The organism is Bartonella sp. OD88NMGDW (assembly GCF_042193775.1).
In the GTDB taxonomy this organism is placed as follows: Bacteria; Pseudomonadota; Alphaproteobacteria; order Rhizobiales; family Rhizobiaceae; genus Bartonella; species Bartonella grahamii.
The window spans coordinates 63,467-78,569 of sequence record NZ_JBHIMA010000004.1 but is presented as its reverse complement, the minus strand read 5'-3'; the positions used below and the strand labels follow the sequence as shown (position 1 = coordinate 78,569).

General features: G+C 40.4%; 16 protein-coding genes. 14 read left to right on the top strand and 2 right to left on the bottom strand.

Translation table 11 applies throughout. From position 1 onward, the window contains the following. The 10 genes from ACFIJR_RS04630 to ACFIJR_RS04585 all read left to right on the top strand — a co-directional run bounded on the left by ACFIJR_RS04630 (nt 1) and on the right by ACFIJR_RS04585 (nt 10,328). Nucleotides 1–1,056 (top strand): tail fiber domain-containing protein, encoded by a 1,056-nt coding sequence (locus ACFIJR_RS04630; protein ID WP_375653731.1) that lies wholly within the window; start codon nt 1–3, stop codon nt 1,054–1,056. Then, complete coding sequence (locus ACFIJR_RS04625) at nt 1,056–2,924, top strand: hypothetical protein (RefSeq protein WP_375653730.1); 1,869 nt, start codon at nt 1,056–1,058, stop codon at nt 2,922–2,924. The genes ACFIJR_RS04630 and ACFIJR_RS04625 overlap by 1 nt, the downstream gene beginning before the upstream one ends. Then, nucleotides 2,917–5,121 (top strand): hypothetical protein, encoded by a 2,205-nt coding sequence (locus tag ACFIJR_RS04620; protein ID WP_375653728.1) that lies wholly within the window; start codon nt 2,917–2,919, stop codon nt 5,119–5,121. The genes ACFIJR_RS04625 and ACFIJR_RS04620 overlap by 8 nt, the downstream gene beginning before the upstream one ends. Beyond that, complete coding sequence (locus tag ACFIJR_RS04615; protein ID WP_375653727.1) at nt 5,121–6,113, top strand: transglycosylase SLT domain-containing protein; 993 nt, start codon at nt 5,121–5,123, stop codon at nt 6,111–6,113. Before ACFIJR_RS04620 ends, ACFIJR_RS04615 begins: the two co-directional genes overlap by 1 nt. Further along, nucleotides 6,106–7,086, top strand: a complete 981-nt coding sequence (locus ACFIJR_RS04610; RefSeq protein WP_375653726.1) for a tail fiber protein — start codon at nt 6,106–6,108, stop codon at nt 7,084–7,086. The genes ACFIJR_RS04615 and ACFIJR_RS04610 overlap by 8 nt, the downstream gene beginning before the upstream one ends. Before the next feature lie 9 nt (nt 7,087–7,095). Further along, complete coding sequence (locus ACFIJR_RS04605) at nt 7,096–7,359, top strand: hypothetical protein (protein ID WP_375653724.1); 264 nt, start codon at nt 7,096–7,098, stop codon at nt 7,357–7,359. A 6-nt stretch (nt 7,360–7,365) separates the two neighbouring features. Next, the gene (locus tag ACFIJR_RS04600) at nt 7,366–9,075 is read left to right on the top strand and encodes a hypothetical protein (protein WP_375653723.1); all 1,710 of its coding nucleotides are present in this window, start codon (nt 7,366–7,368) and stop codon (nt 9,073–9,075) included. A 13-nt stretch (nt 9,076–9,088) separates the two neighbouring features. After that, the gene (locus ACFIJR_RS04595; protein ID WP_375651956.1) at nt 9,089–9,754 is read left to right on the top strand and encodes a lysozyme; all 666 of its coding nucleotides are present in this window, start codon (nt 9,089–9,091) and stop codon (nt 9,752–9,754) included. Then, complete coding sequence (locus tag ACFIJR_RS04590; protein ID WP_273788001.1) at nt 9,751–9,978, top strand: hypothetical protein; 228 nt, start codon at nt 9,751–9,753, stop codon at nt 9,976–9,978. Before ACFIJR_RS04595 ends, ACFIJR_RS04590 begins: the two co-directional genes overlap by 4 nt. A gap of 131 nt (nt 9,979–10,109) precedes the next feature. Further along, a complete protein-coding gene (locus ACFIJR_RS04585) occupies nt 10,110–10,328 on the top strand; it encodes a hypothetical protein (protein ID WP_375625829.1) in 219 nt (72 codons plus the stop codon). Between the two features lie 60 nt (nt 10,329–10,388). Here ACFIJR_RS04585 and ACFIJR_RS04580 read toward each other — a convergent pair whose 3' ends face one another. Both ACFIJR_RS04580 and ACFIJR_RS04575 read right to left on the bottom strand, forming a co-directional pair. Beyond that, on the bottom strand, nt 10,389–10,670 hold the full coding sequence (locus ACFIJR_RS04580; RefSeq protein ID WP_015856348.1) for a type II toxin-antitoxin system YafQ family toxin: 282 nt from the start codon (nt 10,668–10,670) through the stop codon (nt 10,389–10,391). Between the two features lie 7 nt (nt 10,671–10,677). Continuing rightward, the gene (locus ACFIJR_RS04575) at nt 10,678–10,959 is read right to left on the bottom strand and encodes a type II toxin-antitoxin system RelB/DinJ family antitoxin (RefSeq protein WP_375625831.1); all 282 of its coding nucleotides are present in this window, start codon (nt 10,957–10,959) and stop codon (nt 10,678–10,680) included. Between the two features lie 190 nt (nt 10,960–11,149). Here ACFIJR_RS04575 and ACFIJR_RS04570 point away from each other — a divergent pair, with 190 nt between their 5' ends. The 4 genes from ACFIJR_RS04570 (at nt 11,150) to ACFIJR_RS04555 (ending at nt 15,096) form a co-directional block, all read left to right on the top strand. Next, nucleotides 11,150–11,581: a helix-turn-helix domain-containing protein gene (locus ACFIJR_RS04570; protein ID WP_375648518.1), complete on the top strand. Its 432-nt coding sequence runs from the start codon at nt 11,150–11,152 to the stop codon at nt 11,579–11,581. A gap of 638 nt (nt 11,582–12,219) precedes the next feature. Next, the gene (locus ACFIJR_RS04565; protein WP_375627279.1) at nt 12,220–13,383 is read left to right on the top strand and encodes a D-alanyl-D-alanine carboxypeptidase family protein; all 1,164 of its coding nucleotides are present in this window, start codon (nt 12,220–12,222) and stop codon (nt 13,381–13,383) included. 28 nt (nt 13,384–13,411) lie between these two features. Further along, complete coding sequence (tmk, locus tag ACFIJR_RS04560; protein WP_375625837.1) at nt 13,412–14,056, top strand: dTMP kinase; 645 nt, start codon at nt 13,412–13,414, stop codon at nt 14,054–14,056. After that, nucleotides 14,053–15,096, top strand: a complete 1,044-nt coding sequence (locus tag ACFIJR_RS04555; protein ID WP_375625839.1) for a DNA polymerase III subunit delta' — start codon at nt 14,053–14,055, stop codon at nt 15,094–15,096. Before tmk ends, ACFIJR_RS04555 begins: the two co-directional genes overlap by 4 nt. The last annotated feature ends 7 nt before the right edge of the window (nt 15,097–15,103 follow it).

Sequence of the window (15,103 nt, the reverse complement as noted above, 5' to 3'; positions counted from 1 at the left end):
ATGGGAAAAAGTTCTAAACCAATCCAGAATACCCAAAACACGACGCAAACAAATGAACCCCCTGCATGGGCAAAAGGTATTTTTGAACACGCAGCTCAAGATGCCATGACTTTTTATAACCAAGGCAGCGGAAAAGCCGTTTATGACGGGCAGCGAGTTGCGGGTTTAAGTGATCAAACAAAGAATGCGATTAATGGGCTTAGCAATAATACGCATAACTATGATAACAACACTTTAAATGGAATAGCCACAGGGCAAAATTCAACAAGCCAAAACTTAAAGAACATGGCTTCAGGGCAACAAATAGGCAATAACCCTTACTTTAATGAAGCACTTCAAAACACATTAAATAAGGCAACAAGCTCTATTAACAGTTCGCTAGCAGGAGCTGGGCGTTATGGTTCGGGTGCACATACTGGGGTTTTGGCTGATGAATTGGGGGGCATAGCAACACAAGCTCTATCACAGCAATATAACCAAGATGTCAACAACATGATGAATGCCAATGGTCTCATTGACCAAGCAAACCAAAATCAGTTGGCGGGTGCCAATAATTTCTTTCAAGGTCAAGGTCAGGCAAATCTCAATGCGTTGACGGGAGGGAGTGTACTTGATGCCAATCATCAACGGCAATTAGATGAAGAGCGGCAAAAATGGGAGCAGCAGAACAATCTTGATTGGGACCAGTTAAGTAAGTTGCTTACAGCTGGTGGGGCTGTTGCTGGAAATTATGGAACGCGCACAGGACAAATGACGACATTGACTCCACAGCCAAAACCTAATCCGTGGGAGATTGTTGGAAATGTTGGAACTATCCTTGGTACTTTTGCTGGGCTTAGTGATATCAGAGCAAAAGAAAACATCAGAGAAGCTGGGCAGAGAAATGGACACAAACTCTATGAATACAACTACAAGGGGCACCCAGAGCGCTATCGCGGGGTGATGGCACAGGATGTTTTGAAGTCAAAGCCAGAAGCTGTTTTCTTGCATAAGGCGACAGGCTTTTTGCATGTGGATTATGGCAAGCTTGGCTTTGAGATGGAAAGGGTGCAGTGATGGAACAAGAAAACACAAATTCTCTTTTAAAGTTGTTTGATCCAAAATTTTTGCGTCCCTTGATGTATCAGGTCATACCTCAATTGCCAAAGCATTTGTTCGAACAGCTTTCTACGCCTCCAAGCACGCCGTTGGAAGGGCGATACAAGCCAAGTTTTTTAGAACGTGCTGCTTTTAGCACAAACCCTTTTGATGCGAGCAATGGGGATAATACTCCACAAAAATTGAGTCCTACAGAGCTTATTCGTGGTTCTCAAGCAGGAGGAGGAGAAGTTGGGAAAAAAACGCCAGCAGAATTGATTATGTCTACGGATGATTTAAAGCGCCAAATGCCTCCATTGCCGGATGTTTCAAAGGATACTGTTAAGATACAAGAGGCGCCAGAGCAACAAAAGCATGACTTCTCAGAGCAGGGGGGTGTTGCATCAATGATTCCTCCATCTCCACTTGTTGCGAACATTGATCAGTCTAGTGGGGATGAAGCTGGGCGACAGCAGAAAAATGTGATGGATTATATTGCTCAACTTAATGAGAAATCTATAGCGGAAAACTCTTTGAAAAACAATTCTGGAAATGATGAGGAAAAGCTTTTTGAGTCACCCATAGGAGAAGAAAAACATTTGAATGCACACTTACCAGAAGAGGAGCATTTAAAAGCAAGTGGTGATCTTGAACAAAAAACAGATTATATCAAGTCACTTGATAACTTTGTTCAGACAGGAGCAAATCCAAGTAGCTTATGGGAGCGTTTTAGAAAATCAGAATTTTCCGAGCATTTAATGGATTTTTTTGCGGGGCTTGCATCAGGAAAAACACCGCAAGAAAGTTTTTCAAATGCGGCGCTTGTTATGCGGCAGGGCAATAATATACGTGCTCAAAATAGACCAATTTTTGAGTTTTTACGCTCTAAAGGATATAGTGATAAAGACGCACAAGCCCTTGTGCAATATCCAGATCTTGCCATGAAAGTTATAGGCAACACGTTAAGCTCTCAAGAAGCCTATAGAACATTGACATCAGAAGAAAAGGCAGAGCAGGGATTGCCTGAGGATATGACTTTCCAAGTCTCAACAAGCACAGGGAAAATTATACCTGTCCAAGGGGGACAACGTTCCACTGCTTCTGGATTAGGGGGAAATGCTGATAACATGCTGTCAAAGCCTGAAGCAGGTTATATGTATATTAAGGATAAAAAAGCACTTGGTGGCATACGTGCGATGCCAATTGCAGGCAGTGGTGCAGAACATAAATTAATTCAAGAACAGAAGGAGGAGGAGCGTAAAAACCAACAAATGCAAATGAAAATTTTGGAGTCGGCGGAGATGTCCAATCGTATACTCTCGGCATCTAAAGAATTGCTAAAGATTGTTGAGGAAAATCCGCATGTTGTTGGTTTCACGGGTTCTATAATGTCGTTCCTTCCTAATTCTAAGGCAAAAGATTTTATGCATATGCTTGATTCATTAAAGGCGAGTATCGGGCTTGATGCCTTGAGAAAAGCAAAAGCATTTTCACCAAGTGGTGCATCTGGCTTTGGGAATTTGTCTAATATGGAATTGCAAGCATTGCAAAACTCTGTAGCGGCACTGTATCAAGATCTTTCTGCAGAGCAAATGAAGAAGTCGTTAAAAACAGTTATTGACACTTTCAACAAATCCAATGCAGCAACGCGCGCAATTCTTTTTGGTGGTGCAGAAGCAACAAGCGAGCTCGTTCGAGCCGCCTATGGGGAAGATGCTTATAAAGGGAATAAGGGGAATCATGCACAGTCAAATGATCCACTAGAAAAACAGATAGAAGCATTGCCGGAAGGCATGCTGTTCGTTGATAGTGACGGGCGCATTAAGGAGAAACAAACCAATGGCTGAAGTAATTCCTCCTCTTATTAATCGTAAAAACACAAGAGTCATTGGGCATATAAGTGACTATACACCAGAACAGCTTCAAGAGCTTTTCGCGAAGAATAAGGAAAGGCTAAGTGGTTCTGTTACAGGAAATAGTGGTGCAACAGAAGAAGATGATCCACATCCAAGTGCTGCGGGTGCTTTTGGATGGGGTGCTCTTCATGGATTAACCATGGGGTATGATGATGAAATAGCTGGAATATTAGAAGCAGGACCTTGGGATTATTGGATGGGAGATAAAGAGGCAGTCAAAAAATATAATGAAGTAACAAAGCGATGGCGTGACTATCAAAGAGCGGCGAACCGAGATCAGTTTTATCTATCTCTTGCGGGGAATTTAACGGGTGCTGCGGCACCCGTAATTGCTTCTGCCCTCTTTCCACCCGCGGCAGGGGCTACTGCTGCTGCTCGTGCGGCAATTGGGGCTGATGTTGTGCTGGGAGGTAGAGCTGGTGTTGCAGGAGCACAAATAACCAGTAAAGCTTTAGCAGCAGGAGAAAGGGCGGTGCAATCTGCTTTAGCAGAGGGTGCGGAACGGGCAGCGGCAAAAGCTGCAGGTGAAGCAGCAATGAAAGCAGTAGCAAGTAAAGAGGCGGCAAAATTTAGCTTGGGGCGTGCGGCAAAAACTGGAGCTATTTATGGTGGAATAGCAGGCAGTGGTGAAGGGGAAGGGCTTGCAGATACTCTAATGTCTGCTGGGTTAGGTGCAGGGCTAGGCGTTGCAACACCATTTGTTGCCAGTGGTGTATCAAAAGTGACGCCTTTTGTGACAAAATCACTTAAAGCAGCATTGAGAGGACCTATAAGCCCAGCTGAAATGGCAGCAAAAGCAGCGCTAATGCCAGAAAAAGAAGCATTTCAGGTAAGCGATAGAGCGCTTAGGGATGTAAGCCAGACTTTAGGGGATGAAGGTGTTGATAAGCTTGAAAGGGCATTAAAACAGCGTGGTCCTGATTCAATGATTATTGATCTTCACGATGGGCTTGCTACAAGAGCTTTTAAGGCAGCAAAAAAAGACCATGATACTTATTCGCTCATAAGTAATCGTTTGAATGAAAGACAAGATGCTAGTGCACTGCGGGTAAAGGATGCGTTGACAGATGTGATGGGTCCAAAAGTAGATACGCTTGATTTAAAGCAAGAGATTATCAAACAAGCACAGAAAAAGGCTGAACCATTTTATGAGAGGGCGAAAGCTTCTCCTATTTCTAATGCTGTTCGTGAAGATTTATCGCGGTTGCAAGAAACTCCTGCCTTCCAAAAAGCCTATAAAAAAGCAATTGCGCAAATGCCAAATGAAGCGGATGCAACAGTTATAGGGAGCAATGGATATCCAAAACTGAATATGCGGATTTTACATAAGATGAAAGAGGTTTTTGATGATCAAATTAATTCTGCGCGCATCAAAGGAAAATGGGGATATGCTCGAGATTTGACTGATTTCAAACAACGCATTCTGGACGTTTTGGATACGTCCTCTCCAGATTATGCTAAAGCACGGAAAATTTATTATGACGAGCGTACTATCGGTGATGCCTTAGAGCAGGGAAAACAAGCGCTGAAGAAGAGCGTTAATCTCGATACAATCAACAGTCAACTTTCGGGTTTTGGGTTGATGGAAAAAGATGCGTTTCAAAAAGGGATGCGGTCACAAATAGAGGATGCAGCAGGCAATGCACAGAATTTTGAACACAGTCTTTTGAGTTTGTTTGACACGCAGAATGGTCAAGAAAAATTACGGCAGAGTTTTGGTGAGGACAAAGCCAAGCAACTTATGAAAGTGTTGCGACCAGAAGTGGAAAGAACAAAACTTTTTGCACGATTGCCAAACCATATGGGTGAAGTAGAAGAGAGGGGGGCACAACAGACTATGGGTATAGGAAAGATTGCTTTCATCAAGGCAGTTGTAAAAAATTTCGCAAGAGAATTTGGACGCAAATTCTCAAGCGTCCATAAAGATACTGAGAGAGATATTGCAGCGCTTATAACAGCGCGGGAAAAAGGGGAATTTGGGTTAGCAAGAGAAAAAGCTGTTGAACTAATTAAGACGTTTCATGAAGCAGAAAAGAAACGCTTAATAACACGAGAAAATTATACGAAATTCATTAATTTTGTTGGCATTATTTTGAATAGCAGCGTTGATAGAACGGTTATAAACTAATGATCAATTTTCATCCTAATGTGAAGCGTGCTATCTCACAGGCAGCACAAAAATATGGTTTGCCAGAAAGCTTTCTTGAACGTGTTGCTATGATAGAAAGTAATGGTAATCCAAATGCAAGAAATAAGAACAGCAGTGCAGGGGGGCTGTATCAATTTCTCGATTCAACAGCAAAACAGTATCAACTCAATAACAAGTTTGATCCCTTTCAAGCAACCGATGCTATGGCGCGGTTAACGAAGGATAATACGCGTTATTTAGCAACAGCATTAGGCAGAGAGCCATCAGAGGCAGAGCTTTACCTCGCACACCAACAAGGACCAGCAGGGGCAGTAAAGCTTATCAAAAATCCACATATTCCAGCAAGCCAGCTTTTAGGTCGACAGGCAGTCACACTCAACGGTGGCAACATGGAAGCTACAGCAGGGGATTTTATGAATCATATTTATGGGCTTTACAATAAAACGGGAGATGCTTTGAAGAGAACGATACAGCAAAACCAAAGCAATGGACAAGCAGCACCAAACGAGGAGGGTCCTTTGTGTGGGTTTGAGAGGCTTCAAAAGACACTTCAAGGTAATCAGGTGGGTCAAGGTGATCAAGGGGGCAAGCAATTAATGGCATATGACACGCCATTCCCAAACAGAATGATGGCACCTGAAAGCAGAGATAATTTAACAGGACAGATTATGGAAACCACACCATTACAAGCACAAGGTATTGATGCAGGTGCTCTTAAAAAGGGCTTTTCCGGTTTGCTTCATTTAATGAGAGAGAATGGAGAACGACAAAAACAGCAGGCACAGATGGTACAGCAACAAATGTTGCAGCAACCAGTCATGGCGGGTTTCTCACAATCGACTGGGCGCCCGACAGATTTAACACCTCTCATTGATCCCTCTAGGCGGCAATCTGTTGGTTCCTATGGGCGGCAAAAAGAAGAGCAATTGCGCGAAGAGCTATTAAGAAGAACGGGGGCTTATCATGTCTGATATTTATGACTGGTCACTCACAGCTGATCAAAATGCCAATTCCGATAGTATCATTAATTGGGCAGAAGGGCAGCCGCCTAGTTCTGTTAATGATAGTGCGCGGGTCATGATGCAGCGTATACGTGAATATCTTGCCGATAATGGTGGTTCTCTTGACTCAAAGTTTATTGTGAATGGAAAGGAACAAACAACATCAATTACGTTGACGACGGTTTCGCCAATAGCAAAATATAAAAACGATATCATTATCCGCTTTAAGGCGCGTGGTATAAATATTGGTACGACAACAATAAACATGAATAATATAGGAGCAAAGCTACTCTATAAAGCCACCAGCACGGGAATAGTATCATTGACAGGTGGTGAGTTACAAACAAATGGTATTTATGAAATAGTCTATAATGATGGCGTATCAACAAAAGGTCTTGATGGCTGGTATCTTTTAAACCCTACCCCCATTCCACCACCGAAGGTCGAAACCTTTCCTTGTGGTTTTATTGCGACCTTTGCTATGCAAGAAGTCCCAAACGGTTGGCTTTTATGTGATGGAGCTACTTATGAACGCAAAGATTATCCGCAATTATTCAAGGCGATAGGGGATAAATGGGGAAAAAACAGTGATACAACCTTTAAAGTTCCAGATTTTAGAGGAGTGTTTTTGCGCGGCTTTGATAATGGTCGCGGTTTAGACAGAAGTAGACAATTTGCTGATATACAGCAAGATTGCCTTAAATCGCACACACATGCTTGTAGCGTTGAATCGGCGGGGCAGCACGCACACAATTTTCAGTATAATGGAGTGGGGTGGAGCGCCAATGATATTGGCAGAAGGAATCCCTTTTATCACTATCAAACCCTTACAGGGACAACAGAACCTGCTGGAGTGCACACGCATAAGGTAACGATTTCTTCAACGGGTGAGGCAGAAACGCGCCCTATTAATGTACCGGTTGTTTATGCCATAAAATCATAAGGTTTTCAGATGATCAATAATCCGTCTGCTATTGATGATATTGCGGACGCGGAGCAAATCCGCGTCCTTTTTTATGCAAGCAATCGAATGGTTCATGCGCCATTGAATAAGGTGCTTGATCTTGTCAAAAACGATATACAGCATGATCTTTTAAGCGCTTTGGCAGAGTATCAAGAAGCGACAGATCAACGCATAGAGATCATGCAAAAACTTATTGATGAATTGCAGTCTCTCATCTCCCACAACCTCAAAAATAGAATTGCTAAGGAATGAAACGCGATGCCATTACCCTATCACACACATATATTTAAGCTTGAACCAGCAACAAAAGAAGAAGTCAAAGAAGGTGTTTTAGATAGTAAGGCTCTTGCACCTGTTTCAGTGGGGAGTGCAGCAGCTTATGAGGTAGAATATTTTGCAACCGCTGCTCAAGGAAAAAAGGCTGATGATGCTGTTGCAAAGAGAGATATTGGAGCTCTTGCTTACAAAGATAAGGTCACAATTTGTGATATTGAAGCAAGTGGTGAAGTGCATGAGAATGCGATTTTATCAGGCGCTGGCTGGGTAAAAATATCGTCTTTAGGGATTGGCGATATGAAGGCTGCTACATATGATCCCGACAATGTGGGGGCAAATGCATTTTCTATGGAAAATATGAACGAGGGTCCTACCAAAAAGATCTTAACCACAGAGGAAAGATCAAAACTACGATGGTTGAGTGCTACCCAACCAACAATAGAAAAGTGGCATAAGGGAAGTGAAGGTGTTTATTATCCCATATCTCCGGTAGATCTCAAAAATACCATTCGTTATTTTGTAGGCTCAAAGTCTGTTGGTATGTCAAAATCAGTTTATGATCCAGATAAAATAGAAAAAGATGCCTTTGATATGGAGAATATGAATGAGGGGAATACGCATCTTATTTTAACCCCTCAAGAACGTGCACAGGTTGCAAAAATTGATAAAATTAAAGATGTGGCACAACACGCACAAGAAAGTGCACAACAAGGGCTTTATGCAGCCAGTGAGGCGAAGGATATTGCCAATGCTGCATTCAATACAGCGAAAGATGCGCAAGATCACGCTGTAGATGCGAAAAATACCGCTGAGTCCGCACAAAAAACAGGAGACAGGGCACAAGCTGTGGCAAGTGTCGCACAAGAAACAGCGGATAGTGTACAGAAAAAAGTTGATCTCATTCAACCTCTTGCAAAAAAAGACTGGATTGATGGCATAAAGACAGTGGATGCACTTATCTCACCAGCCAAACTGATGGCTTCAATCAAAGCAAATAGTAGCAATAGCAGCGGCGCTGGTAGCGGCAACAATGGTGGCGGGGTTAGAAAACCTGTTGAAATTCTGATGACAGAAAGCGGAGATATTCCATTGCCTGATGGTATTAATGCTGACACCGATATCGAAGTATGGGCTTGGGGCGGTGGAGGTGGAGGCGTTAAAGATGGCGGCGGCGGCGGCGGTCAATGCGTGCATGTTAAAATGAAAGGTTCTGATTTAGATAAATTAAAAACAGCTTACATTGGTCGTGGTGGTAAAGGCAATGACAGTAACATTTTATGCAATGGTGGTAAAACAATTATCAAAGGGCTTGTTACTGCAGAAGGAGGATATTCCGTCTCCATGATTTTTGTTAACTTTGGAGGGAAAGGTGGCGATGGAGGAGGAGACAGGGAGGGCATCAGTGGTGAAAGCTTTATTTTTTCTGGTGGGAATGGTGGAGGAAGTGGAAGTGACGGCAAGAGAGCTGGTACCGGTGGAAGTTCTTTTCTTGGCGGCGGCGGCGGCGGTGGCGGTAAATGTAAGGGTTCTATCATGGGGCAGGGTGGTGAGAGTTACAAAGGTGGTAGAGGTGGTCGTGGCGGCAATGGAGCTGGCGGCGGCGGCGGTGGATATTTTGATGGGAAACACGGAAGCGACAAAATTGGCGGCGACGGCGGTGACGGAGCAGTACTGATAAAGGTATATTTATAAGGTGAATTGAACAATGGCACGGAAAATAAGTAAAGACTGTTTATACTGTTTAAAAAAGTGGGAAGGTTTGCGCTTGCAGTCTTATCAAGATGCTTCTGGCGTATGGACGATTGGTTATGGTCATACGAAAAAAGCTGGTCAACCAACAGTGGTTGAGGGCATGGTGATTACGGAAAAAAAAGCCGAAACCATGCTTTTAGCAGATTTGCGGCAATATGAGAGGGCGGTAGAAAAAGCAGTTTGTGTGAATTTAAGCGACGAGCAGTTCGGCGCCCTTGTTTCCTTTTGTTATAATGTAGGTATTGCAGCTTTCCAAAACTCTACATTGCTTAAAAGGCTTAATCGGGGGGATTATGAAGCTGTACCAACCGAATTGCAGAAATGGACCAAAGCAGGCGGTAAGCGTCTTGAAGGTCTCGCACACCGGCGTGCGGCAGAGGAAGGGCTATGGGCGAAAGGGGCTTATGTTTCTTCTAATTATCAAACAGTAGAAACGAAACAACCAACAGGGTTTCTCAAAGCAGAAGCATTGGCACCGATTATTGGTTCTTTCTCAGGTCTTGGTGGGTTTTTAGCGGGTAATGGACCAATCCAATGGGCTTTAGCCGCCATTATGGTTTTAGCCGCATGTACTGGCATTTTCTTTGTTGCTAAACGCTTTCAGGAGCACCGCCTATGATCTTATGGATGAAAAGAAACTTGATGGTAACAGGTGCGGCTTTAGCCGCTTTTTTTATTGCCTTAGCAAAAGCTTTTACTCTTGGGAAAAAAGTAGAGCAACAAAAGCAAACAGAAAAAGCTTTAAAAGCAGCCACAACACGGCTTGAGGTGGAAAGTGAAGTTAATCAAAAAAGTGATGCTGATGTGCGTGCTGCTCTCTCTCACTGGTTGCGCGACAAATAAATATGTTTTTTCTTGTGTTGGTTGGTTACCTATTTATTTAAGCCGACAAGATCTGAACACCATTAGCTCAAACTTAGCAAGAGAGATCTTAAAGCATAACAAGCAGGGTCAACGCTTGTGTGGGTGGAAACATGGCTAGAAAAAAAACACAAGACGATATAGAGCTTACAGAAGCAGAAAAAGAAATGCTTCAAGAAATGATCATCACCTATCAAAGCGTGAAAATGATGTCTCGCTTGATGAAGTGGATAGCATTTTTTCTTTTTTTGCTTATCCTTGATTTTGCACGTCTCATGGACGCGCTAGATAATGTCATTGCACATTTAAAGCATTGGTTTTCAAAGAACTGAACAACTGTCATAAAAGAAAAAAATGCGTAAAATTCTTTTTACTATGAATTGAAGATCCAATTATAAACGCAGTTCAGAATGGGAACCAAGTCGTAAAAGCTCTAGTGTTTTGGCATCTGGCTTTCGATAGATCAAAACTAAATCGGGCTTTATGTGACAATCACGACAATTGCGCCACTGACCTGTTAGTGCATGATCTCTCCAATGCGCCTTTAGCGGTTCATTCTCTGCTAACGCTTGGACCACAAGCAGCAAATCCTCCTCTAGTGCATTAGCATATTTACCTTTGCTTTCACGTTTAAGGTCACGGCGGAATGAACGCGTATAGACAATTTCCCGCATAGCAAGCTTAGGTTTGCTTTTCAGATTTACGCGCTTGGGTTCTATCTGCGCGTATCATGGTCCTTAAGCCGTCTAATGATGTACGTTCGACGCGTCCCATTTCGGCATCCTCGATAGCTTGTAATGTTTCCATATTTGGTTGGAATAGATCAAGTGGTAATGCTCTATCTCTAGCAATGCGGGTCATAAACATGCGTACTGCATCTGATATAGTTAAACCCGTAGACTTAATAACTGCACTTGCAATTTCTTGAACTTCATCAGGTATGCGGGCTTGAATTTTTCCCATTGCTAAATCTCCTACTTAATTGTACTACAATGTACTACATTTCAAACCTATGTCAAGAGATTTATCCGTCATGCCATACAACCTTGTGTATTAAGGAGGGTAGGAAGTCAATTTTTAAAAGGAGCTAACCAAAACCTAAGAATTTCTGCTAGAATCACGAGAGAGCTTCTTTTTTAATAGGATTTTTTAGATGCCAACACCATTTGGTAAAACCTTACGCAAACTCCGCATTGATCATTCAGAACGCCTTTTAGATATGGCTAAAAAATTAGATATATCTGTAGCATTTTTATCATCTGTAGAAATTGGCAAAAGATCTGTTCCTGTAGGATTAGAGGAAAAGATAATTGAACTCTATACTTTAGATCAAGAGGTAGCAGAAATTTTGAGAAGAGAATCGGATGCTTGTCGCAAAAGTTTCACTATAAAGCCTTCTGATACATTCAGATGTGAAGCTGTTGGTATGTTCTCTAGACTGATAAACATTATTTCACAAGAAGATTTAGAACTATTAAAAAAATTATTAGAGAAAGCTGGCAAAAAGAATGCGCTTTGTAAAGGAAAGTGTGAAAATCCTATTCCCGAACCTAATTATATGGTCCCTAACCTTAAAAAAATATAAATAAAATCAATATCTTATTGTAATTAAATTTAAGATTCGAATTCAGGTACTTATTCAAAAGGGACATATTTTAACACGCTACAAGCCTATTTTACGATAGCGCCTGTGAATGGTATGATTGGTAAGGCCTTTAGACATCACTATCTTTACACTTATGAAGATATAAACCGCCACCATCGTACATTTTGCAAGCCTCCAATTTTTTGTGCGATAATTTTTAATACTTGACATGTTTATAAGAAGTATTTTTACTCTCTTTTTAATAAATTTTATTCATATACGAACCTTACTTATGACGCGTAAGCAAGATATTTTATTAAATTCAATATAAGAGGAAATATAACGAAGGAATCTTACAGTATTTTTAATAATATAAAATTTAAAATGTTGTAATTTATTATAATAAACAATGTACTATAAATATAAAACAACAAATAAAAAATATTTTTTCTTTCATGCTTTAAAATATTAAAATCAACTTAGGTGTAAGATAAAAAGTGCATCATATTACTTTTGCTAACGCTGAATAAAAATAAAATCTTTTCTTTGGTTGTCAATAATTCCTCAATTTGCAGAAATAAAAAAGTTTTTTCCTATATAAGATTCTTTATGTTGATCTTTGGGATGGGAGGAGAGCTATGTATACAACATTAAGGATCTTATTGACTTTATGGGGAATATTGGCATTTGACACGTGGGGGAGAGCAGAAGTTTTTCAAATTTCTGCATCACAATTGTTGTTACTCGATGATGATACAGGGACAATACTTTATGAAAAACAAAGTGATATTCCTTTTTTTCCTGCTTCATTAGCAAAATTGATGACAGTAGAAGTTGTATTTCATCACTTAAAGAAGGGATTGTTAAAGAGTACGCAGAAATTCAAGGTAAGTGAAAATGCTTGGCGTAAAGGTGGAGCACCTTCCGGTACAACCACTATGTTTGCAAAGATAAAGACAGAAATCAGTGTTTCTGATCTTTTACGTGGTTTAATTATTATGAATGGAAATGATGCTGCTATTATTCTTGCTGAAGGAATATCTGGACATGAGTCCCATTTTGCAAAACTGATGAATCAGCGCGCGAAAGTGGTCGGATTATCTCAAAGTCATTTTGTTAACGCAACAGGGCTACCCGAAGAGGGACAATTTGTAACCGTGCGTGATATGATTATATTAGCACGTCATATTGTTCAGGAATATCCGGATTATTATGCACTTTATCGTGAGCCTCATTTTACGTGGAATAATATTTTTCAACGTAATAAAAACCCTCTTATTTCTAAGGAAATTGGTGTAGAAGGATTTGGTTTTGGCTACAGCGAAAAAGAAGGATTTTCAATGGTTGCCACCATTTCTAAAAATCATCGACGTCTTTTTTTAGCACTCAATGGTTTGCAAGATGGTAAAAAATATACAAAAGAAATAGAACACATTCTTCAATGGGGAATGACAGCATTTGATCTCAAAACGATTTTCACAAAAGAAGAAACGATTGGTCGTGCTTCTGTTTATGGTGGTAAGCAAAATTTTGTTCCACTCATTGTTAAAAAACCAATAAGTTTTATGCTTTCGAATGAAAAAAAAGTAAATGTTAAAGCAAAAATTAAATATCATGGTCCGTTGAAAGCTCCCATCGTTTTTGGGCAATCAGTTGGCGTTCTTCAAATTTTAGAAGATAAAAAGGTTCTTCTGGAAAAACCTGTTTTTGCCGGAATGAATGTTCAGGAAGGAAGTTTCTTTGCAAAAGTAAAAAATGCATTCTATGAAATAACAATTGGATGGTTACGGAAATATTTGTAGTTACGTGCTAATAAGGTTAAGGTCATACGTGTCAGGTTATTTTATTACATTTGAAGGAGGGGACGGGGTAGGAAAAACGGTGCAGATTTCTTTACTTGCTGAGTTTCTCTCTCACCAAGGTTATGATGTTGTTACAACACGAGAACCAGGAGGAACGCTAGGAGCAGAAGCAATCCGGTATATTTTGTTGTCGGGGCAAGCGCAACAGTATGGACCGTTGATTGAAGCTGTTTTGTTTACAGCTGCACGTGTCGACCATGTTACCGAGTTTATCGCGCCTTCTTTGCAAAAAGGTAAAATTGTTTTATGTGACCGCTTTATTGATTCTACACGCGTTTATCAAGGACTCAATAATACAGTCAGTTCTTCTCTTCTTGCTGTTTTAGAGTGTATTGCACTCAATGGTATCTTGCCTCATTTAACATTTTTATTAGATATGCCAGCAATGTGTGGTATGAAACGTGCAAATTTACGAAGAAAAGAAACAGAAGAAATTGATTATTTTGAAAAAGATCAGTTGGAAATTCAAGAACAAAGGCGTCAAGCTTTTCTTCAGTTGGCCAAACAGGAACCCCATAGATTTCGAGTCATTGATGCCACTGGCTCAGTGGAAGTCGTTGCACATCAAATAAAAAATATTTGTCATCAGGTATTGTTGGATCAGCTTTCATGAGTAATGTAAATATCTCACGCCAATATGATGATATTGATACAATTTTATCACCATCCCAGAATGATGTTGTTTTTGGTCATGAGGATGTTCGTCATTTTTTGACACAAATGCTTAAAGAAGAGCGTTTGCATCATGCATTATTATTTGAAGGAGAATATGGGATTGGAAAGGCTACATTAGCCTTTCATCTTGCTTGGAACATTTTAAGTTCTCAACAGGGGGCTTTCTTGAAACCCGATCCTTATTCTACTCCATGGCGCCAAATTACACAAGGAAGTCACCCTGGTCTTTTGTATATTTCACGTCGATTTGATGTAAAAACGCAAAAGTTTAAAACAGGAATACTCGTTGATGATATCCGTGATATTATGCATTTTTTAAGCCGAACATCGCAAGATAATGGATGGCGTATTGTTATTATTGATTCTGCAGATGATATGAATAGAAATGCAGCAAATGCAATTCTCAAAATACTTGAAGAACCACCTACAAAAACGTTATTTGTTATTATCGCGCATTCTTCCGGAAAATTGCTTCCAACAATCCATTCACGGTGTCAAAAAATTTCTTTCCGTCCGTTGAATAACGATGAAATGAAAAAAGTTATTACACATATTTTCGCCAATCAGGATTTACCTGATGAGAAAACAATTGAAACGATTATTAAAAAATCCGAAGGAAGTCCTCGAAAAGCCGCTTTACTTATTTGCCATGGCGGACTTGAAATTATTAAAACAATTGATGCTCTCCTAGAGAAACCTGTTTGTAACGCAACGATTGTACATACTCTTGCACAAACATTTTCATCTGTTTCTTCTACATTCCAATTTCAACAATTTTGTGATGAAATTCTTAATAAAATTCAAAAAAAAGCTATCATACTTGTTGAAAAGGGAGACTTATTTCTCTCAAAAAAATATGCGGAAAAATGGCAAGAGATTCATCAAGAAATAGAGGAAATACAACTGTTTAATCTCGATAAAAAGCAGTTTGTTATTAACTTACTTTTTAAAGTTCATAAGATCATTCATGAGGATTAGTTTTTCC